Source organism: Actinomadura latina NBRC 106108 (assembly GCF_001552195.1).
GTDB lineage: Bacteria > Actinomycetota > Actinomycetes > Streptosporangiales > Streptosporangiaceae > Spirillospora > Spirillospora latina.
Genome location: NZ_BCQS01000033.1, coordinates 1 through 21081 on the forward strand (window position 1 = coordinate 1; position 21081 = coordinate 21081).

Below are 21081 nucleotides of genomic sequence, written 5' to 3' on the forward strand. Positions count from 1 at the left end.
ACAGGCCAACAACCCCGGCAGCCTGCTGCACTGGACCCGCAAAATGATCGAGATCCGGCAGCGCCACCCCGTCTTCGGCGTCGGCTCCTACGTCGAACTCTCCGCCTCCAACCCCTCCGTCCTCGCCTTCACCCGCGAGATCACCGAGGACGAGAGCCCGTGGGGCGAGATGGACACGGTGCTGTGCGTCGCCAACCTGTCCCGCTTCCCGCAGCCGGTGGAACTCGACATGCGGCGCTTCGAGGGCTACTCCCCCGTCGAGTGCATGGGCGGCGTCCAGTTCCCGGCCATCGGCGAACTCCCGTACCTGCTGACGCTTCCCGGGCACGGCTTCTTCTGGTTCCAGCTGCTCCCGCCGGACGACGCCGGCGCGGACGGGATCGTCGGCGCGGGAAGGACCGTCTGACCGTGCTTCCACCGCGATCCGACCTGGCCCGAGACCTCGCGGAGTGGCTGCCCCGGCAGCGGTGGTTCGGCGGCAAGGACGGCCCGATCGACGAGCTGTCCATCGGCACCGCCACCGAACTGCGCGCCGGCGACCCCGCACTCCACCATCTCGTCCTCGACGTCCGCCAGAACGGCGTCACCGACCGCTACCAGCTGCTCCTCGGCGTGCGGCGGCACCTGCCGGACCGGCTCCGGCACGTGGAGATCGGCGGCGCCGCGGGCGGCGCGGAGGCGCGCCCGTACGACGCCGCCCACGACCCGGACCTGACCCGGATGCTGCTGGACGCGCTGGCGGACGAGGCGTCCATCGGCCCGCTGCGGTTCCACCGCATGGACGGCGCCCGCATCCGGACGGAGCTGGCGAGCCTGCCCATCACCGCCGAGCAGAGCAACACCTCGCTGCTGTTCGGCGACGCCTACATCTGCAAGCTGTTCCGGCGGCTCAGCAACGGCGTCAACCTCGACCTGGAGGTCAACCTCGCGCTGACCCGCCAGGGCTGCGAGCACGTCCCGGCCGTGCACGGCTGGATCGAACTGGAACCGGGCGAGCCCGGCGCGGAACCGGTCACGCTCGGGCTCCTGTCGGACTACCTGCACACCGGCGCGGACGGCTGGAGCCTGGCGATCGCGAGCGTCCGCGACTGGTTCGCGTACCCGCTGCCGCCCGGCGACGAGTGGGCGGAACTGGACGCGAGCGGTGCGGGCGGCGACTTCGCCGCCGAGGCCGAGCGGCTCGGCGCCGCCACCGCGCAGGTGCACCGGGCGCTCGCCGGCGCGTTCGGGGTGACGACCGTCCCGGCCGGCGAGGTGCGCGCGACGGCCGCCCGGATGAACGCCGAGCTGACCGCGACCTGCCGGGCCGTGCCCGGCCTCGCGCCGCACGCGAAGTCGCTCACCGGGGCGTTCCTGGACCTGGCCGCGCAGGCGGCGCCGATGGCGGTCCAGCGCGTGCACGGCGACTACCACCTCGGCCAGGTGCTGCGCACCGAGTCGGGCTGGGCGCTGCTGGACTTCGAGGGCGAGCCGGCCCGTGCGGAGAGCGAGCGGCGCGCCCTCGCGCACCCGCTGCGGGACGTCGCCGGGATGCTGCGCTCGTTCGAGTACGCGGCGCGGTTCCTCATCACCAAGGCCGGCACGGTACCGACCGAGTCGGGCCCGCACCTGGAGACGCGGGCGCACGCCTGGGCGGCGCGGAACAGGGCCGCGTTCTGCCGCGGCTACGCGGCGGCCGGCGGCGCCGACCCGGCCGCGCATTCGGTGCTGATGCACGCGTTCGAATTCGAGAAGGCCGTGTACGAGGTGCGGTACGAGGCGCGGAACCGGCCCGCGTGGCTGCCCGTCCCGCTGACTTCGCTCGCTCATCTGACCGCATGATCAAAGACACCAAAGCGCGTCTCCAATTCGGCGTCATGATCATGTAAAATCGGCGATCTCTCCCAATCCCATGGCGATCAACGGGTACCCGAACTCTCGGCGAGGTGATCACCCGCCGAGCACGACCCGACAATGGGAACGGAGAAAACAGAAATGTCCATCGGACGCCACTCGCACGAAGACGACGCCGGAAGCCGAGCATTCGAGGGCCATACCGGCCGCACCCGGGCGGAGGGCCGAAAACAGGGAATGCTCCTGGCGGCCGTCACCGTGACGGCGACCGGGTTCGCGCTGGCGGTGCCGCTGGGCGCCCCCGCGCGGGCGGCGCTCAATCCCGCGGTACTGGAGACCCTGCACCTCGACTCCGGCACGCTGGCGAAGGTCCAGGCCTACGACAAGTACCGGACGCGGGTGGCGTCCCAGCGGACGAAGGCGAAGAGGGCGCTCAGATTCGCCCGCAAGCAGATCGGCAAGCCCTACCGCTGGGGCGCCGACGGGCCGAACGCCTATGACTGCTCCGGCCTCACGATGGCCGCGTGGCGCAAGGCGGGCGTGGAGATCCCGCGGGTCACCTACGGGCAGTACCGCAAGGTCGACCGGAAGGTGAAGCTGACGGACCTCAAGCCCGGCGACCTCATCTTCTTCCACGGCCGCAGCCACGTCGGCCTCTATGTCGGGCACGAGCGATTTCTGCACGCGCCCCATTCCGGGGCGAGGGTCCGCATCAACAAGCTCGGTTCGCGGCGGAAGGGACAGTTCGCCGGAGCGGTGCGCCCCGGCGCGCCCGCCCGCAAGGATTTCCCTCAGTCGGTGAAGGAGCTCGTCGAGAAGATCGACCGGATGAGCGCGCAGAAGAGAGCCGACCAGAAGCCGCCAGATAAGGAGCGGACCCCCCACATTCCGCCACCTGCCGACAGCGTTCCACCATCCCGCGACACTCCCCCGGCCACCGCCCCCGAAGACACCCCGGCGAAACAGGCCGCGCCACCCGGCGGCCCCGCCCCCGCGCCGGACGATTCGGCGGCCCAGCCGCCGCAGAGCGGCCCACCGCCGGACGAGACGAAGCCGGCCCCCAGGCCGCGCACCGAACCGGCCGCCCACCTGTACACGCCCAGGCACCACGCGTGGGCCAAGTACACCGGCCGCATGCCGTTCACGGTGCTGACCTGATCGAACGGTGCTGACCTGATCGAACGGTGCTGACCTGATCGAACGGTGCTGACCTGATCGAGCCGCTCCACGCCGCCATGGGCGCCCACGAGCCCATGGCGGCCTGGTCATCGGCGGGGGCGGAGGCGGCCGTCCAGCAACCCGTCGAAGCTCAGCCGGACCAGTGCCTCCCCCAGGGACGACATTTCGCGCAATGTCTGCGTCAGCTGGGCCAACTCCTGGAAGGCGCGGCCGTAGGCGCGCTGCCGGTCGAGGGACAGCCGGGGAATCCGGGCGCGGCGCAGGTCCATGCGGCTGGATCCGGTGCCTGTGCGGGTGGGCGCGAACGTCAGGAACCCGGCGAGGAAGCGCGGGTCGAGCCGCTGCGGGTCCGGCCGGTAGAGGGTGAGGTAGGGGCCGAGCGCGGCGCCGGCGGACGTGATGACGCGGGCGGAGCCGGCGGTGGTGGCGACGACGTCGCCGGGTTCCACCATGATCAGGCCGGGGTCGGCGGCGGCCGTCCCGGTCGGGCCGGTCCCGGCGCGGACGTCGTCCGCAGTGAGGACGGCGACGTCGCCGCCGGCCGGCAGCCGGGCCGGCGCGTGGCTGATCGCGACGACGCCCGCCTTGGCCAGCTCGGCGAGCGTGGTGAACGGCAGGGGCCGCTGGTCGGGCAGCAGTTCCAGGGCCGGCGGGGCGGGCGCGGCGGCGGCCAGCCGGTCGAGCGCCCCGGTGAACCGGTCGGCGAACGCCGGGCCGCTCTGCCGGGGCCGGTGCCGGGCGGGGCTGAGGTCGACCTCGTCGTCCAGCAGGTCGATGACCGGGACGCGGAACTCGCCGTCCGCACGGCGCTCCCAGGCGCGTTCGGCGCGGCCGAGGTCGCCCTCGGCGTCCAGCAGCAGGACGGCGGCGGGCGGCGGCTCGGCGGGGCGCGGGCGGCGCAGCAGCCACAGGTCGGGGCCGCCGGGCGCGAGCGTGATCACGGCGCGCAGCGCGCCGGCCCGCAGCAGGTTGCCGCGGATGCGGCGGCCGGGCCGGCGGCCCGCGACGGCCGCCGGCAGCAGCACCGCCGCCCGGCCGCCCGGCCGGACGTGCGCGAGGCAGTGCTGGACCCAGGCCAGCTCGGGCTCGCCGCGCGGCGGCAGCCCGTACTCCCAGCGCGGGTCTCCGGCGAGGTCCTCGTGGCCCCACGACCGGTCGCCGGACGGCGGGTCGCACACGACCGCGTCGGCGACCTCGCCGGGGAAGCCGTCGCGGCGGAGGGAGTCGGCGGCGGCGACCTCGGCGGGCGTGCCGGCGAGCAGCAGCCTGACCGCGGCGATCCGGGCGGCGGCCGGCGCGGCGTCCTGGCCGAGCGCGCGCCGCGCCCCGGGCGCCGCCAGCAGCAGCGTGCCGAGCCCGCACGCCGGGTCGAGGACGACGTCGCCGTCCCCGCAGGCGAGGCGGGTCATCAGCTCCGCCACGTCCGGACGGGTGAGGACGAGGCGCCGCGAGTGCGCCTGGACGTAGCGGCGGAGGAGCAGTTCGAAGGCGGCGGCGTGGCCGTGCTCGGCGGCCAGGTCGGCGAGCATGGCGGGAAGGCCGGGGTCGTCCGGTTCGAGATCGGGCGGCGGCACTGCCCCGGCGCCGCCGTGCAGGCCGGGGCCCCGGTCTTCGAGGAGGCGCACTCCGGCCCAGCCGACGAGGTCGGCGAGCCGGAAGTCGTCGCCGGACGCGCGGAGCCGCTGCCAGACCCGGTCGCCGAGGGACACCTCGAACGGCTTGCCGTTGCGGCGCAGCCAGGCCTCGACGTCGGCGAGGGAGAACAGCGGGCTGGCCGCGGTCCCGCCGACCGGGCGGGGGAAGTCGCCGTGGCGGCGCCGCCAGTTGCTGACCGTCGCGCGCCCCACGCCCACCAGCCGGGCGATGTCTCCGGCCGTCACCCCGGGGTCGCCGGTCACGAGCGGCCGAGCCGGGTCGGGCGTCCCGGGGCGGCGGCCCCGACCAGCTGCGGGCGCTGCTCCGGGGCGTCCGCCGCGGGGACGACGTCCGCGACGACGCAGGTGATGTTGTCGTGCCCGCCGGCCCGGTTCGCGAGGGCGATGAGCCGCGCGACGGCGTCCTCCGGGCGTGCCTCCTCGGCCATCGCCGCGCGCATCGCGTCGGGCGGGACGAATCCGGAGGCGCCGTCGGAGCAGAGCAGGTACCGGTCACCGGGCAGGGCATCGTGCCGGAACACGTCGGGCTCGCCGCTGCCGCCGCTCTGCAGCGCCCGGACGAGCACCGAGGCCCGGGGATGGTTCGCGGCCTCCGCGGGGGTGAGCTGCCCTCCGTCCACGAGCGTCTGGACCATCGTGTGGTCGCGGGTGAGCTGGAAGAGGTCCCGGCCGCGCAGCAGGTAGGCGCGGGAGTCGCCGATGTGCGCGACCGCGAAGCCGTGGCCGTCCCATGCCATCGCGGTGAGCGTCGTGCCCATCCGCGCGAGCTCCGGGTCGCGCCGGCCGAGGGCGTCGAGCCGCGCGGCCACCTCGGCGACGCCGGCGGCGAGGGCGGCGGCCGGGTCGTCGCCGAGCGGCAGCGCGGCGACGGCCGTGATGGCGGTGCGGCTGGCGACGTCGCCGTGCGGGTGCCCGCCCATCCCGTCGGCGACCGCGAGCAGGCGCGGACCGGCGAACGCGGAGTCCTCGTTCGTCTTCCGCCGCCTGCCGACGTCCGTCCCGGCGGCGAAGCGAAGCATCTGGTGAGCCATGCATCCCATGCAAGCACGTTAAAACTCAATTCACAAACTTCCCTCTTCGGCACCTTGCTTGCAGGGCGCGTGTCCCGGGCGGGCGCCCTCCTCGCCGTATCGGCGCTGCTGGCGGCCGGATGCGGGGCGTCGTCCGACGCCGGGCACGAGGCCGGCCCCGTCCTGCCGTTCGCCGTGCACGGCATCGGCGAGCTGTCGTTCGCGGGGGCGGCGAGCGCGCTGCTGCTCGGCACGAGCGTGGCGGGCGGCTCGATCGCGGGCGCGGCGGCGCCCGGCTCGGCACCGTCCCCGCATGATCTCCCGCACATGATCTCTTGGTGCCCGCCCGGCACTGGACGCCGGGCGGGCACCGCACCGCGGTGGGCGTTCCGGATATTCCGGATCTCCGGTCGCCAGGTCGTTGCGATTCGCTTACCCACCCGTGGGCATCGCCGCAGGACGCAAGGGCATCTACAAGACTCTTGCGACTTTCGGGGCGATTGGGAGGGACGCGATGTGGGATTTCGCGGGCCGTGACACCGCTATCGACCTGGGCAGCGACACCGTGCGGATGCACGTGAAGGACCGCGGCGTGGTGTGCCGCGAGCCGTCCGTGCTCGCCCGCTCCCGGGAGACCGGGCACATCCTCGCGCTGGGGCTGCCCGCGCGGGAGATGGCCGGCCGCAACCCCGACGTCACGCTCGTCCGGCCGATCCGGGAGGGCGCGCCGACGGAGACCGACGAGGCCGAGTACCTGATGCGGCACCTCGTCCGGCGGCACCACCGGCGCCACTACACCGCCCGCCCGCGGCTCGTCGTGACCGTGCCGAGCGGGATGACGTCCGTCCACTACCGGGCCCTGCAGTTCTCCGCCTACCAGGCCGGCGCGCGGCGGCTCACGCTCGTGCCGACGCCCATCGCCGCCGCGATCGGGATGGGGATGACCACGTCCACGCGGCCGGAGATCGCCGTCATCGCCTGCATCGGCGCGGACGTCACCGACGTCGGCGTCATCGCGTTCGGCGGCCTCGTCACCTCGCACACCGCGCACGTGGGCGGGTCGGCGCTGGACAAGGCGATCGTCGCGCTGGTCCGGCGCGAGCACGGCGTGGTCCTGTCGCGGTCCGCCGCCGAGGCGGCGAAGCTGGAGGTCGGCGCGGTGCCGCCGCTCGGCCGGCGGCCGGTGAAGCAGACCGTCGTGACCGGCCGCGACATCGCGACGGGGATGCCGCGCGAGATCGTCCTCACCACGCTGGACGTCGGCCGCGCCATCGCCGCGCCGGTCGCGGAGATCGTGGACGCGCTCCGCACCGGGCTGACCGGCTGCTCCCCCGAGATCTCCGGGGACCTGCTCAGCGTCGGCATCACGCTCACCGGCGGATGCGCCCGGCTGCCCGGCCTGGAGCGGCTGATCCGCGACAGGACCGGGCTGGAGGCGCGGCTCGGCGACGACACCGGCGACGCGGCCGTGCTCGGCGCCGGGGAGGTGCTGCGCTCCGCCGGGACGCAGGAGCCGTCCGCGCGCAGGTCCGCGCCGCGGCCGCAGGTGCTGACCACCCTGCCGGAGTACTGAACGGGGCTACACTGCCGGTCCCATGAGCGACGCGCCCGGCCTCGACGGCCCAGGAAGCCCCCGCCTGCAGGAGGTCTCGGACGGGGTCTTCGCCTACGTCCAGCCGGACGGCACCTGGTGGATCAACAACACCGGCTTCCTCACCGGGACGCGCGGGGTGGTGAGCGTCGACTCGTGCTCGACCGAGCGCCGCACCCGCGCGTACCTGGAGTCGATCCGGTCGGTGACGGACCGGCCCGTCCGGACGCTCGTCAACACCCATCACCACGGCGACCACACGTTCGGCAACTACCTGTTCGCGGGCGCGACCGTCGTCGGCCATGAGGGGACGCGGGAGGGCGCGCTCGCCTGGGGCAAGCCGTTCGACGAGCCGTTCTGGACGAAGGTGGACTGGGGCGACATCGAGGTGGAACCGCCGTTCCTCACCTACACCGGCGGCGTGACCCTGTGGGTGGACGACCTGCGCTGCGAGGTCCGGCACGTCGGGACGCCCGCGCACACCACCAACGACTCCATCGTGTGGATCCCGGAGCGGCGCGTCCTGTTCTGCGGCGACCTCCTCTTCAACGGCGGCACGCCGTTCCTGATGCAGGGATCGGTCGCGGGCGCCATCGCGGTGCTGGCGGAGGTCGTCGCGCCGCTGGGCGCGGCGACGATCGTCCCCGGGCACGGCCCGGTCGGCGGCCCGGAGCTGATCGACCGCGTCCTCGGCTACGCGCGGTTCGTGCAGGCGACGGCCGCCGCGGCGAAACCGGCCGGGCTGACCCCGCTGGAGGCGGCGCGGGAGGCCGACCTCGGCCCGTACGCGGAGCTGACCGACGCCGAGCGGCTCGTCGGCAACCTGCACCGCGCCTACGCCGAGCTCGACGGCCTCCCACCGGGCGGCGACATCGACCTGGCCGCCGCGCTCAACGACATGATCGCCTTCAACGGCGGCCGCCCCCTCACCTGCCGCGCCTGAGCCGGGGGACGGACGGAACGGTCAAGAGAGGCAGCGATGGGGATCGGGGACGGGACGCTGGCCGTCGGAGCCGGGCGGCCGGAGGCGGAGAACTACGCGCCGAGCCTGCCCGGCCCGGTCTTCGCGTCGCACTTTCATCTGGCCGGCGAGGCCGGCGGGCCCTACACGTACGCGCGGGACACCAACCCCACGTGGACGCTGCTGGAGCGGGCGATCGGGGAGCTTGAGGGCGGGGCGGAGGTCGTCTCGTTCTCATCCGGGATGGCAGCCGTGTCGGCCGTGCTCCTGTCGCAGGTGCGGGCCGGCGACACCGTCGTTCTCCCGGACGACTGCTACCAGGTGACGCGGGCGCTCAAGGAGCGGCTGGAGTCGTACGGGGCGGAGGTGCGGATGGCGCCCACCGCCGGGGACGCGCAGATCGCGCTGGTCGACGGGGCCCGGCTGGTGTGGCTGGAGTCGCCGTCCAATCCGGGTCTGGACGTGTGCGACATCGCGCGGCTCGCCGAGGCCGCGCACGCGGCGGGGGCGCTGCTGGCGGTGGACAACACGTTGGCCACGCCGCTGGGTCAGCGGCCCCTGGATCTGGGCGCCGATTTCTCGGTCGCCAGTGACACCAAGGCGTTGACCGGGCACGGCGATCTGCTGATCGGCCATGTCGCGACGCGCGATGCGGAACTGGCCGAGGGAATCCGGTTCTGGCGCAAGACCGTGGGCGCCATTCCCGGGCCGATGGAGGCCTGGCTGGCGCACCGGTCGCTCGCCACCCTGCAGCTGAGGCTGGAGCGGCAGGCCGCCAACGCGCTGGCGGTGGCGGAGGCGCTGCGCGGACGGGTCGCGGGGCTCAGGCATCCCGGGCTGCCGGACGATCCGGCGCACGAGGTGGCGGCCCGGCAGATGCGGCGGTTCGGATGCGTCGTCTCGTTCACGCTGCCGAGCGAGGAGGCCGCCGAAAGGTTCCTCGGGTCGCTGCGTCTGGTCATGCAGGCCACCAGCTTCGGCGCCGTGCACAGCTCCGCGGAACGGCGCGGACGCTGGGGCGGCGACGCGGTCGAACCGGGGTTCGTCCGGTTCTCGGCCGGCATCGAGGACACCGATGACCTCGTCGCGGACGTTCTCCAGGCCCTGGAGGCCGGCGGCCCGGCGTGAGCGCCGCCGGCCCGGACGATCACGAACGGGTGCGCATGTCCTCCTCGACGGCGTCGGCGGCCTTGCGGGCGGCGATCAGGACCGGGTCCCAGACGGGCGCGAACGGCGGCGCGTAGCCGAGGTCGAGCCCGGTCATCTCCTCGACCGTCATCCGGTTCCACAGCGCGATGGCGAGGCCGTCGATCCGCTTGGCGGCGTTCTCCTCGCCCACGATCTGCGCGCCGAGCAGCCGCCCCGAGCGCCGCTCGGCGATCAGCTTCGTCTTCATCCCGGTGGCGCCCGGGTGGTAGCCGGCGCGGGTGGTCGACTCGACGACCACGCTCAGCGCCGCGAACCCGGCGGCGGCCGCCTCCCGCTCGCTCAGGCCGGTCCGCGCGACCTCCACCTGGCAGATCTTGGCCACGGCGGTGCCCACGACGCCCGGGAAGGTCGCGTAGCCGCCGCCGATGTTGACGCCGGCGACGCGCCCCTGCTTGTTGGCGTGCGTCCCGAGCGGGATCGCGACCGGGCCGCCGGACACGAGGTGGCGGCTCTCGACGCAGTCGCCCGCCGCCCACACCCGCTCCGCCCGGGTCCGCATCCGGCGGTCGGTGACGATGCCGCCCGTCGGGCCGGTCTCGATCCCCGCGTCGCGGGCCAGCCCGGACGCCGGTTTCACGCCCAGGCCGAGGACGACCAGGTCCGCGGGCAGCGTCCGGCCTCCGGTGCGGACGGCGGCGACGTACCCGTCCGGCGCGGTGTCGAAGCCCTCGACCGGCTTGCCCAGGTGCAGCCGCACGCCGAGGCCGCGCATCGCGTCCGCGATGATCGCGCCCATATCCGGGTCGAGGGTGCGCATCGGCTGGTCGGCGGCGTCCACCAGGGACACCTCCAGGCCGCGCCGCACCAGCGCCTCGGCCATCTCCAGGCCGATGTAGCCGCCGCCCACCACGACGGCGCGGCGCGGCGCGCGCTCTTCGAGGACGCGGCGGATCGCCACCCCGTCGCCCAGGACCTGGACGCCGTGGATCCCCTTCGCGTCCGCCCCGGGCAGCCGCGGCCGGACCGGGACGGCGCCGGTCCCGATCACGAGGTCGTCGTAGGGCTCCCAGCGCTCGCCGCCGCCGTCCACGTCGCGGACGCGCACCCGGCCGCCGTCCAGGTCGATCTCCACCGCCTCGGCGCGCAGCCGCAGGTCGATGTCCCGGTCGCGGAACTCGGCGGGGGTGCGCGCGATCAGCTTGCCGAGCTCGTCGACCACGCCGCCGACGAAGTACGGGATGCCGCACGCCGAGTAGGACGCGTAGTGCCCGCGCTCGACGGCGACGATCTCCAGCTCGTCCGGGCCGCGCCGCCTGCGGGCCTGGGACGCGGCGCTCATCCCGGCGGCGTCGCCTCCGATGACGAGCAGGCGTTCACGTGCGGCCATGACGGCTTCCTCCCCAAATGATCGTCCGTAACGATCGTTCTCGTCACCGACCATAGACGCGGCGGGCGTTGCCCGACGCGATCATCCCCGCGATCCGCTCGGCGTCCCCGGACGTCCACGCGCCGTCCTCGACGCCGCCCGCGAGGAACCCGGCGAGGCCGTGCCGGAACAGCAGCGCGCCCAAGTGGTACAGCTCGGCGAGCCCGAACGCGTCCGAGGAGTACAGCACCTTCCCGAACGGCGCCAGCTCCAGCAGCTCGGCGATCAGCGCGGGCGAGCGGTGCCCGAGGTTGTGGGTGGCGAGCCCGGCGTCGACGTACACGTTCGGGAGCACCTGCGCGAGGTAGCCGGCGTGCCGGTGGAACGGGTAGTTGTGCAGCAGCATCGCCGGGACCGGGTCCATGGCGCGCAGCAGCTCGATCAGCAGCAGCGGGTCGCCGCGGCGCAGGTCGGCGTCCACGTCCCCGTACCCGGCGTGGAACTGGACGGGCAGCCCCGCGTCGACCGCGCACCAGACGAGGAACCGGTGCAGGACCTCGTCGCAGACGCGCGGCGCGTTCCCGCCCGCCTCCGCCGCGAGCATCAGCCGCCCGGCGGCCCCCGTCACCTCGGCGTCGGACGGCCGCTGCCCGGACAGCTCCAGCCCGGCCCGGTAGGCGGCGATCGACTTGGCGCCGACGACGTCCCGGGCATCGAGCCGGGAGCGCACCTCGTCCGCGAAGCCCGCGGCTCCGACGCCGCCGGCCGCGACCCGCTCGGCCACGGTCTCCAGCCGGACGATCTCGCGGGCGTCCGCGCCGGCGAGCCGGCCCAGCTCGGGCGGGCCGAGGATCGCCTCCGGGCTGTAGCCGGTGTCCACGTACAGGGCGTCCAGCCGGGCCGCGGCCAGGAAGCGGCGGTTGACCTCGGCCGCGCCCAGCCCGGCGCGGCGCGCCAGGTACCCGTCCGGCTCCGCGTGCGCGTCCAGGCCCAGGACGGGCGGGCACCAGCGCCGCAGCGCGAACCCCACCTGCGTGTCGAACATGCTCACTCCGGGCGGCCCGGACGTCTCCGCCTCGGTCAGCGACTCCTCGAACGCCGCCCGGCCGAGATCACGGTCGAGGACGCCGTGACAGTGGTGATCGACCAGCGGCAGCGACTCCAGGTGCTCCAGCACGGCGCCCGCCTCCCTGAAACAAGCCGTCGTTCTCCCTACGATGCCCTTACGGGCCGTGCCCGCGTCCGCCGCCGCCACTCCGACCGGGAGCCAGCACCGTGGAACAGACCCCCGAGACCGCGACCAGCGGATCCGGCCTCGACGCGTACGCGCTCAGCGGAGCCGAGCGCACGCGCCTCGCTGACCGCGCCGCCGTCGCGGCCCGGAGGCTGGCCGGGGACGGTCTCGTGGGCATCGCGCTGACCTGGGTGGACGTCAGCGGCATCACCCGCACCAAGACCGTCCCGGTGGAGCGGCTGGAGCACGCCGCCGCGTGGGGCGTCGGGATGTCCCCGGTGTTCGACGTCTTCCTGCTGGACGACTCGATCGTGTCCGGGCGCCACATCGGCGGCCCCGTCGGCGACCTGCGGCTCCATCCCGTCCTGGAGCGGCTCGTGCCGATGGCGGCGCTGCCCGGCTGGGCGCACGCGCCCGCGCACCGCTACGCGCAGGACGGGGTCCCGCACCCGCTGGACGCGCGGGCCCTGCTGCGCCGCGAGACCGACCGGCTCTCGGCGCTGGGCTGGTCGGTGAAGGCGGCGTTCGAGATCGAGTGGGCGGTGTCGCAGGGCGACGGGGACGAGTTCACCCCCGCCTGCAAGGGCCCCGCGTACGGGATGACGCGGATCACGGAGCTGGCGGGCTACCTGCGGGACGTCCTCGGGGCGCTGAAGGAGACGGGCGTCACGGTCGTGCAGCTGCACCCGGAGTACGCGCCCGGGCAGTACGAGGTGTCGGTGGAAGCGGAGGACCCGCTCGGCGCGGCCGACACAACCGTCCTGGTCCGGGAGACGATCCGGGCGGTGACGATGCGGCACGGCATGGCCGCGTCGTTCTCCCCCAAGGTCGAGGCCGACTCGGTCGGCAACGGCGCCCACGTCCACCTCAGCCTGTGGCGGGAGGGCACGGGCGACGGACCGGCGAACGCGATGGCGGGCGGCGGCGGCCCGTACGGGATGACGGCGGCCGGGGAGGCGTTCGCCGCCGGGATCCTGCACCACCTGCCCGCGCTGCTGGCGATCGGCGCGCCGACGGTGGCGAGCTACCTGCGGCTGATCCCGTCCCATTGGGCGGGCGCGTTCGCCTGCTGGGGGCTGGAGAACCGGGAGGCGGCGCTGCGGTTCGTCACCGGGGCCGAGGGCGAGCGGGCGACCGCGGCGAACCTCGAGGTCAAGTGCCTGGACGCCGCCGCGAACCCGTACCTGCTGCCGGCGGCCCTCCTCGCCGCCGGGCGGGACGGCCTCGACAGCGGCCTGCGGCTGCCCGCGCCCGTCGACGTCGACCCGGCGGGCCTGCCGGAAGCGGACCGCGCGGCCCGGGGCATCGTGCCGCTCCCGGCCTCGCTGGCGGAGTCGGTCGCGGCGTTCGAGGCGGACACCGTCCTGCGGGACGCGCTCGGCGAGGCGGTGGCCGACACGGTCGCGGCGGTGCGGCGCGGGGAGATCGAGCTGCTGGACGGCGCGACGCCGCAGCAGGTCGCCGCCGCCACCCGCTGGCGCCACTGAGGGACCGGAGGCAGCGGCGATGCGCGTCACGGGTTACCGGAGCCACGGGGTGTCGGCGGCGGTCGCGCTGGTCAACGCCGTGACGAGCGCCGGCGGGGACGGCTCCGCCGGCGCGCTGCGCCGCATCCTGCGCGACGCCGAGTTCTTCTGGCGGGAGTTCCGCGACGAGGACGCCGAGGAGCTCCGCCGCTGGGGCCGGACCCTGCGCCCGTTCTTCGACGCCGGCCGGCTCCAGGACGCGACAGCGCTGCTGAACCGGCTCATGCTGGAGAGCCCCATGCACCCGCACCTGGCCGACCACGAGCCGCACGGCCTGCACATGCACTACGCGCCGCCCTCGTCCCGGCTCCCGGACCGGTTCCGCGCGACCACGCTGATGAGCCTCGCCGAGCTGGTCGTGGAGCACGGGCTCGGCCGGACCGGCGTGTGCGCGGCCGCCGGCTGCGACCGCGTCTACGCCGACACGTCCCGGGCGGGCCGGCGCCGGTTCTGCTCGGAGGCGTGCGCGAACCGGACGAACGTCGCCGCGTTCCGCGCCCGCCGCCGGACGTGACCTCCCCCGCATTCAGGGGCTTTGCCGCAATATTGCCGGGGTGCGGGAAGGACGTACGGCATGCCACGCCCGCTCTTCCGCGCCCGGTCCGGCCGGGGCGACCGTGCCGGACGCTCGCCGCTGCACGTGGCGATGGAGGTGCAGTCCACCGTCTACCGCATCGCCCGGCTGACGCTCACCGCCGTGCTGGCGTTCGTGCTGGCGAGCGCCGTGCTGCCGCCGGGCCAGCCGGAACCGCTGCTGTCGCCGCTGACGGCGCTGCTCGTGGTGCAGTTCTCCGTCGTCGGGACGATCAAGGCGGGCATCCTGCGGGTCCTGGCGGTCACCTCGGGGGTGCTGGTCGCGGTGATGGCCGCGTCCACCATCGGGTTCTCCTGGTGGACGCTCGGCCTCACGATCTGCGCCGCGCTGGTCATCGGGCACGTCCTGCGGCTCGGCGAGCACGTGCTGGAGGTGCCGATCTCCGCGATGCTGATCTTCGCGCTGGGCGCGGCCAGCGAGGCGGGCGCGACCGAGCGGGTGCTGGAGACGCTGATCGGCGCGGCGACCGGGCTGGCGGCGACGCTGCTGGTCCCGTCGGTGCGGGTGCGGCCGGCGGAGGAGGCCGTCGAGGACGTCGCCGGGAAGCTGCGCGGGCTGATCGAGGACATCGCGGACGGGCTGCGCGGCGACCGCACCGAGGGCGAGGCGGCCCGCTGGCAGGACGAGGCGGAGCGGCTCGCCCGCGAACTGGGCCGTACCGACCGCGACCTCGGCGCCGCCGAGGAGAGCGTCAGGCTGAACCCGCGGGCGCGGCGGCTCGTCGACGCCGGCGTCGCGCTGCGCAACGCCATGGAGACCATGGAGCACTGCATGCTGTCGCTGCGCGGGCTGACCCGGTCCCTCGCCGACGACGAGGGGTTCGGGGAGCGGGGCCGGCTGCTGACCGACCCGACGCTGCGCCGCGAACTCGGCGACGCGCTCGCCGGGATCGCCGCGAGCATCGCCGCCTACGGCCGGCTCGCCCGCTCCGACCTCACCCGCGACGCCCGCCCCTTCCTCGCCGAGCACGACCTGGAGGTGCGGGTGGACGTGGCCCGCGAGCGGCGCGCCCGGCTGCGCCGCGAGCTGCACGGACGCGCCGCGGCCGGGGACCTGTGGCCGCTGTACGGCGAGGTGTCCATGGACATCGACCGGCTCATCGAGAACCTGCGGGTCGAGCACCGGGCCCGCGCCCGCGAGCACTGGCGGCGGCACCGCGGCGCGTCCCGGCACCTGCCCGCCCGCCCGGTCCAGGCCGTCCAGCAGGCCGGGCACCAGCTCCGCCGGGCCGCCGGCTCCGCCACCCGGGCGGCCGAACGCAACCCCCGCGACCGCGGCGGGCCGGACGACCGCCCGTGACGGCCTCTGGCGACTCCTGTTCGGCGGCAGTCAGCGGAAGGCCGGCTCCAGGACGTCGATACCGCGGGTGTTGTCGGCGACGTAGACGTACTTCCCGTGCCAGTACGGCTGCCAGGACGCGGCGTCCGCCGGCCGGTAGTAGGCGACCTGCCTGGGGTTCGTGGGGTCGCGGACGTCCAGGAAGCGCGTCCCCTGCGAGTAGAACGACTGGACGATCACCCCGTCGCGGACGTCGAAGTAGTGGGCGGAGCAGTCGGTGCTGGCGGGGTCGCTGCCCTCCTTGCCTGCGACGCCCCACGTCCCGACGGTGTGCAGGCGGAACTTGTGCTCCGGCGTGGAGCGCCAGCCTTCGCCCCTGTAGGAGCCCTTCAGGGACGCGATGACGAGGAGGCCGTCGTTGGCGCAGCCGTCGTTGAAGGTCTCCTCGGTGACGTAGAGGAGCTGCCCGTTGCCCCACCTGCGGGGGTCGGCGGCCTGGTTCCGCGTCCGGCCCACCGCGCGGTAGCTGTTGTGCATGAACGTGGAGTTGGTCGTGGCCTCGTCCAGGCCGCCGCCCGCGTACGGGACGGGGTCGACCGCGGTGGCCCTGCGCCACTCCTTCTCCACCGGGTCGTAGTGCCGGCCGGTCGTGTAGTAGCCGCGGACGCCGCCGCGTCCGGACGCCCATGCCACACCGTTGGAGTCGACCTGGATGTCGTGGGTGTAGTCGGTCTTGCCGTCGTTGCGGCCGGTGTCGATCGGGTCCTGGTGGACCTTCGGCCTGGCCGGGTCGCGGACGTCGGTGACCCAGACCGGGCGCCCGCCCCAGTCCTCGGGCATCCAGTCGGCCTTGGCGGGGCCGCCCGTCCACAGGTACCTGCAGTCGTTCACGCACGTCGTGGTGTGCCCGGCGGGGACCTTCACGTAGGTGATCTGGCGCAGGTTCTCCGGTTTGGACGCGTCCACGACGTAGATGCCGGACTCGCCGGTGCGCGTGTCGCCGCCGAATGCGCGCGGGTCCCGGGACAAGTAGATGATCTTGCGCTTGGGGTCGAAGTCGGTGTCCTCGGTCTCCCACATGCCCGGCATGTTCAGCTGCCCGACCAGCGTGGGGACCTTCGGATCGGCGGTGATGTCGTAGGCCTTCAGCCCGAACTCGCCGGTCGCGTACATGATCGTCCGCTTGTGGGGGCCGCGGCCGTAGTCCATGAACATCAGCGAGATGGCGCCCTTGGCGTCGGACACGCCGCCGACGCGCCGCACGCCCTTGACCGCCTCGGACTTCGCGGCCGCGGCGGCGTCAGCCCGGTGGTAGTGCCCGGCGTGGCCGCCGGTGCCTTCGGTCCCGGCGGCCTGCCCGGTCCGGGTGTTCTCGGGTTCGGGCGGGCAGGCCCAGGCGGAGCCGGCCAGCAGCGCCACCGACGCCGCGACCGCCGCGCCGCCCTGGGCGAGGCGCCCGGCGGGGATGGATGTGCGAGGGAGCATCGCGCCTCCACGGAAGAAGATCTTCGCAAGCGCCAGTGTGACCGCGCCCGCAGACTTGATCAACAGGCGGCTTGGTCACGAAATGGACTCAGCACCGTAAGAGCTGGTGGGACCTGTCGTCGTCCTCTACGCTCACCGGCGTCGGCCGCCCCCTGCTCCCGGGAGAGGCATGAAGAGCTCCACGCGCACGGCCGCCCTGATCACCGGGGCGGTGGCGGTGCTCCTGGCACCGGTCGCGGCCCTGCGCGCGTGGAGCGAGCCGGCCGATCCGCGGATCTCGGTGGGCGCCGCCGCGCCGGCGACGCTGCTGCCCGGCGACGTCCGCGACCCGGCCGGGCGGATGATCGCGAACGCGGTGTGGACGGGGCTCGTCGCCTACGACCCGGAGACCGGGGCGCCCGGGAACGCCGCCGCCGCGTCGGTCACCAGCCCGGATCGGCGGGTGTGGACGGTCCGGCTGCGCCCCGGCACGACCTTCCACGACGGCTCGCCCGTCACGTCCCGCTCGTTCACCGGCGCCTGGACGGCCGTGCTGCGCGAGGGCTGGGCCGGTGCGCGGCTGTTCACCGAGGTCGCCCACCTCAAGGGCGCGCGGCGGGGTGCTGAGGAGGTGTCCGGCCTCAGGGTCAAGGACGACCTGGCCTTCGAGGTGACGCTCGACCGGCCGCTGAGCGGGTTCCCGGCCCTGCTCGGCGACCCGGCGTTCTTCCCGCTGCCCGAGAGCGCCCTGGCGTCGCGGGACTGGGCGTCCTACGGGCGGAGGCCGGTGGGCAACGGGCCGTTCCTGGTGGCATCGCGGAGCGCGCGGGAGATCGTCCTGCGGCGGCGGTCGGGAGAGGGGCGCTCGGTGGTCGTCAAGGCGATGCCGGACGCGAAGGCGCAGTACGACGCGGCGGCGGCCGGTGACCTGGACGTCGCCACGCGGGTCCCGCCGGACAGGCACGAGTCGGTGGAGGCCGACTTCGGGGACCGCCACCTCTCCGTCCCCGGACGGGACGTGACCTACCTGGCGTTCCCGGCATGGGCGGACCGGCTGGCGTCCCCGACCCTCCGGTCGGCGCTGTCGATGGCGATCGACCGGTCGGCGGTGGCGGAGGGCGCGCTCGGGCGCCAGTTCTCCCCCGCCGACTCGCTCGTCGCGCCCGGCATCCGCCCGGGGCACCGGGAAGGGCAGTGCCGGCTGTGCGTGCACGACTCGAAGGCCGCCGTCGCCGCACTGGCCGACGCGGGCGGGCTGAGCGGTCCGCTGAACGTCTGGTACGAGGCGAACCGGGGCGATGACGCGTGGGTGAAGGCCGTCGCCGGCCAGATCCGCACGGAACTGAAGGTCGACGCGCGTCCCCATCCGGTCGCGGACCTGCGCAGGGCCGTGGACGACCACGAGGTGGACGGGCCGTTCGCCGTCCACACGACGGCCGCCTACCCCGCCCCGGTCGCCGCGCTCACTCCGCTGCTGGAGGCCGGGACCGGGTTCGGCGACGACTACACCACCGGTCTGGTCGCCGATGCCGAGCGCGCCGCGACGGCCGATGACGGCGTGATCGCCGCGCGCCTCGCCGAGACCGCGATGCTGCGCGACATGCCCGCGATGCCGCTGTGGTCCGCCCACGATCACCTGGTCTGGTCGGAGCGCGTGCGCGGCGTCTCCGCCGGGGCCTTCACCGGCGTCCGCCTGGACCGCCTGACGATCGGGAAGTAGAGGGCCGGGAGAGCACCGAGGAGGGCCAGGGCCGCGGCGGTGACGAGCATCGGCCCCGGCCCGGCCAGGCCGTAGGGGACGCCGAGGACGGCGACGCCCACGGCGATCCCCAGTTGCTTGGCCGTGTTCGTGATCCCGGCGGCGACTCCCGCGCGCTCGGCGGGGGCCGACTCCAACGCGACCTGGCTGGACACCAGGTTGCCGATCGCGCCGAGGCCGCCGACGGCGAAGCCCGGCACCATCGCGGGCCACGACCCCGTCCGGTAGGTCGCGGCGAGCAGCAGCGTGGAGACCACGGTCAGCAGCGGCCCGGCGGCCACGAGCGCGGCGGACGGGAAGCGATGGGCGATCCGCCCGAGGATCAGCGGCGCCCGACGCGGCCGCGTACACGCCGAGCGCCCGGTTGCGGGCGCGTCCCGCCGGATACGCCGCCGCCAGCAGCGGCGACGCCGTCCCGTACAGGACGGCCGCGCCGCAGCCCTGCACCGCGCGGAAGACGTCCAGGACGAGGGCCGACGGCGCGAGCCCGCACGCCAGCGAGGCCGCCGTGAAGGCGGCGAGCCCGCCGAGCAGCATGCGGCGGCGGCGCATGTCGGGGAGCGCGATGTTCACCCCGACGAGGTCGAGGACGAGCAGGTATCCGGCGGCCGAGGCGACCACGAGGGTCCATGGATGCCACTCTTTCGGCGCGAGCACGCGAACGGGCCTATCGCGCCCATGCGACTAGCTCAGCCGTCGCCGCAATCACGAATCGACCTCCATGCGTGCGATCGCGTGCGAAGCCAGGTTCGAGCTTGCGAGAACCTGATCGCGCAGTGAGCCGCTAGGCGAGCCGGAGCGATGCCAGCGATCGCCGCAGCGCCCGCCGAAGGAGGGCCCCCAGGGCCCGACGCCAAGGGCGATGCAATCAGCACTGTCAGCATGCGCGGCGTCGCCGGCCGGCTCGGCGTCACGCCGATGGCGCTCTACCGCTACGTCGGCGACAAGCAGGGACTGCTGGACGGCCTGGTCGAACGCCTTATCCGGGAACTGCCGGAGGACGACCCCGCCCTGCCCTGGCAGGACCGCCTGCGCGCGATGGGCACCGGCATCCGGGAGGTCGCGCGGCGCCATCCGCAGGTGTTCCTGCTGCTGTTCATGCGGCCGACCGTCACCGAGGAGGCGCGGCGAGCGCGCAACACCGTGCAGGCGCTGCTGCGCAGCGCGGGAGTCCCGGAGGAGGTCGTCCCGCCATTGCAGCGGCTCCTGGACACGATCGGCATGGGTCTCGCCGCGTCCGAGGCCAACGGCCGCTTCACCGGCGACGCCGAGGACATCGACCGGATCTACGACCTCGCGGAGGACCTCCTCCTCACCGCGATCGAGCGGTACGCGCGGAAGTGATCTCCGTCTCCGCGCGGATACCGAGTTTCGGAGTCGCCGCCGAGATCCTTATGCTTCGAGCATGCAGCAGGAGGACGAATCAGCCCGGGTGACCCTGGCTCAAGTGGCGGATCAGGCCGGCGTCTCCATTTCGACGGTTTCGAAAGTCCTCAACGGACGGGAGGACGTGGCCCGGAAGACGCGCCTCCGCGTGGAGCGCCTGCTGGAGCACCACGGCTACCGGCGCGGGTCCCGGTCGGGCCCCGACGCGCCGCTCATCGAGATCGTCCTCCACGAGATCGAGAGCCTCTGGACGATGGAGCTGATCCGCGGCGTGGAGAGCGTCGCCAAGGCCAACGGCGCGAGCGTGGTGCTGACCGAGAGTGGCACCCGGCACTCCCCCGGCCCCGAGTGGATCAGCGGGGTGCTGCGCCGCCGCCCGCTCGGCGTCGTGCTGACGTTCTCCAGCCTGCCGCCGGAGTACAAGAAGCGGCTGCGGTCCCGGTCGATCCCGTTCGTCATCATCGACCCGGCCGGCGACCCGGAGCCGGACGTCCCGTCGGTCGGCTCGGCCAACTGGTCCGGCGGGCTCGCCGCCACCCGGCACCTCATCGACCAGGGGCACCGGCGCATCGCGATCATCACCGGCCCGGCGGACATGCTGTGCTCCGTCGCGCGCCTGGACGGGTTCCGCTCCGCGATGAGCATGGCGGGCCTGGACGTCGAGCCGTCCTACGTGTCCTACGGCGACTTCCACGTGGACGGCGGCTTCGAGCGGGCGATGGAGCTGCTCGGCCGCCCCGACCGGCCGACCGCGATCTTCGCCGGCAGCGACCTGCAGGCGCTCGGCGTGCTGGAGGCGGCGCGGGTCCACGGGCTGCGGGTCCCGGACGACCTGTCGGTCGTCGGGTACGACGACGTGGCGGTGGCGCCCTGGGCGAGCCCCGCCCTCACGACCGTCCACCAGCCGCTGCGGCAGATGGCGGAGTCCGCCACGCAGATCATCCTCGGCATCCGGAACGGGGAGCCGGTCGCGACGCGGCTGGAGCTGTCCACCAGCCTGGTCGTCCGCAAGAGCACCGCCCCGCCGCCCGGCGAGGGCTGACCTGCGGGAGCGCCTCCCCGCGGCCGGGGCCGGGCCGCGGGGAGGCGCTGTGC

18 protein-coding genes are annotated in these 21081 nt (G+C 74.5%); 12 read left to right on the forward strand and 6 right to left on the reverse strand.

Annotation, left to right across the window (positions count from 1 at the left end; translation table 11 throughout):
- The 3 genes from AL2_RS30730 to AL2_RS30740 form a co-directional block, all read left to right on the forward strand.
- Positions 1–406 (forward strand): alpha-glucosidase C-terminal domain-containing protein (locus tag AL2_RS30730; RefSeq protein ID WP_174550896.1); only part of this gene is annotated, 406 nt, incomplete at its 5' end.
- A gap of 2 nt (positions 407–408) precedes the next feature.
- Positions 409–1821, forward strand: coding sequence for a maltokinase N-terminal cap-like domain-containing protein (locus AL2_RS30735; protein ID WP_067639848.1), 1413 nt, complete (start codon positions 409–411; stop codon positions 1819–1821).
- Between the two features lie 153 nt (positions 1822–1974).
- Positions 1975–2991, forward strand: a complete 1017-nt coding sequence (locus AL2_RS30740; RefSeq protein ID WP_210748804.1) for a C40 family peptidase — start codon at positions 1975–1977, stop codon at positions 2989–2991.
- A 107-nt stretch (positions 2992–3098) separates the two neighbouring features.
- Here the strand turns inward: AL2_RS30740 and AL2_RS30745 are convergent, their stop codons facing one another.
- On the reverse strand, positions 3099–4892 hold the full coding sequence (locus AL2_RS30745) for an N-6 DNA methylase (RefSeq protein WP_245667051.1): 1794 nt from the start codon (positions 4890–4892) through the stop codon (positions 3099–3101).
- A gap of 14 nt (positions 4893–4906) precedes the next feature.
- A complete protein-coding gene (locus tag AL2_RS30750; RefSeq protein WP_083947074.1) occupies positions 4907–5698 on the reverse strand; it encodes a PP2C family protein-serine/threonine phosphatase in 792 nt (263 codons plus the stop codon).
- A 493-nt stretch (positions 5699–6191) separates the two neighbouring features.
- Here AL2_RS30750 and AL2_RS30755 point away from each other — a divergent pair, with 493 nt between their 5' ends.
- From AL2_RS30755 to AL2_RS30765, 3 genes are read left to right on the forward strand one after another with little or no spacing between them, the layout of a single operon-like run.
- On the forward strand, positions 6192–7250 hold the full coding sequence (locus AL2_RS30755; protein ID WP_067639854.1) for a rod shape-determining protein: 1059 nt from the start codon (positions 6192–6194) through the stop codon (positions 7248–7250).
- A 22-nt stretch (positions 7251–7272) separates the two neighbouring features.
- The gene (locus AL2_RS30760) at positions 7273–8211 is read left to right on the forward strand and encodes an MBL fold metallo-hydrolase (protein ID WP_067639856.1); all 939 of its coding nucleotides are present in this window, start codon (positions 7273–7275) and stop codon (positions 8209–8211) included.
- A 36-nt stretch (positions 8212–8247) separates the two neighbouring features.
- A complete protein-coding gene (locus tag AL2_RS30765; RefSeq protein WP_067639858.1) occupies positions 8248–9357 on the forward strand; it encodes a cystathionine gamma-lyase in 1110 nt (369 codons plus the stop codon).
- 19 nt (positions 9358–9376) lie between these two features.
- Here AL2_RS30765 and AL2_RS30770 read toward each other — a convergent pair whose 3' ends face one another.
- Complete coding sequence (locus AL2_RS30770; RefSeq protein WP_067639859.1) at positions 9377–10765, reverse strand: FAD-dependent oxidoreductase; 1389 nt, start codon at positions 10763–10765, stop codon at positions 9377–9379.
- 43 nt (positions 10766–10808) lie between these two features.
- On the reverse strand, positions 10809–11921 hold the full coding sequence (locus AL2_RS30775) for an amidohydrolase family protein (RefSeq protein ID WP_067639861.1): 1113 nt from the start codon (positions 11919–11921) through the stop codon (positions 10809–10811).
- Between the two features lie 98 nt (positions 11922–12019).
- On the opposite strand from AL2_RS30775, the gene AL2_RS30780 reads away from it, so the two are divergent.
- From AL2_RS30780 to AL2_RS30790, 3 genes are read left to right on the forward strand one after another with little or no spacing between them, the layout of a single operon-like run.
- Positions 12020–13465: a type I glutamate--ammonia ligase gene (locus AL2_RS30780; RefSeq protein WP_083947059.1), complete on the forward strand. Its 1446-nt coding sequence runs from the start codon at positions 12020–12022 to the stop codon at positions 13463–13465.
- Between the two features lie 19 nt (positions 13466–13484).
- Positions 13485–14018 (forward strand): CGNR zinc finger domain-containing protein, encoded by a 534-nt coding sequence (locus AL2_RS39510; protein ID WP_067639863.1) that lies wholly within the window; start codon positions 13485–13487, stop codon positions 14016–14018.
- A 60-nt stretch (positions 14019–14078) separates the two neighbouring features.
- Positions 14079–15398: an FUSC family protein gene (locus AL2_RS30790; RefSeq protein ID WP_083947060.1), complete on the forward strand. Its 1320-nt coding sequence runs from the start codon at positions 14079–14081 to the stop codon at positions 15396–15398.
- 30 nt (positions 15399–15428) lie between these two features.
- Here the strand turns inward: AL2_RS30790 and AL2_RS30795 are convergent, their stop codons facing one another.
- The gene (locus AL2_RS30795; RefSeq protein ID WP_067639865.1) at positions 15429–16862 is read right to left on the reverse strand and encodes an LVIVD repeat-containing protein; all 1434 of its coding nucleotides are present in this window, start codon (positions 16860–16862) and stop codon (positions 15429–15431) included.
- A gap of 169 nt (positions 16863–17031) precedes the next feature.
- Here AL2_RS30795 and AL2_RS30800 point away from each other — a divergent pair, with 169 nt between their 5' ends.
- A complete protein-coding gene (locus tag AL2_RS30800) occupies positions 17032–18561 on the forward strand; it encodes a peptide ABC transporter substrate-binding protein (RefSeq protein WP_067639866.1) in 1530 nt (509 codons plus the stop codon).
- Here AL2_RS30800 and AL2_RS30805 read toward each other — a convergent pair.
- Positions 18474–18881 carry an MFS transporter gene (locus AL2_RS30805; RefSeq protein ID WP_067639868.1) on the reverse strand — a complete coding sequence of 136 codons (408 nt, stop codon included), beginning with the start codon at positions 18879–18881 and terminating at the stop codon, positions 18474–18476. The two genes, AL2_RS30800 and AL2_RS30805, sit on opposite strands and share 88 nt — an antisense overlap.
- Positions 18882–19482: 601 nt before the next feature.
- Here AL2_RS30805 and AL2_RS30810 point away from each other — a divergent pair.
- Together AL2_RS30810 and AL2_RS30815 are read left to right on the forward strand one after the other, a co-directional pair.
- Entirely contained in the window at positions 19483–19944 is a 462-nt protein-coding gene (locus AL2_RS30810; protein ID WP_067639870.1) for a TetR/AcrR family transcriptional regulator, read from the forward strand.
- A 61-nt stretch (positions 19945–20005) separates the two neighbouring features.
- Complete coding sequence (locus AL2_RS30815; RefSeq protein ID WP_067639872.1) at positions 20006–21028, forward strand: LacI family DNA-binding transcriptional regulator; 1023 nt, start codon at positions 20006–20008, stop codon at positions 21026–21028.
- Positions 21029–21081 lie beyond the last annotated feature (53 nt).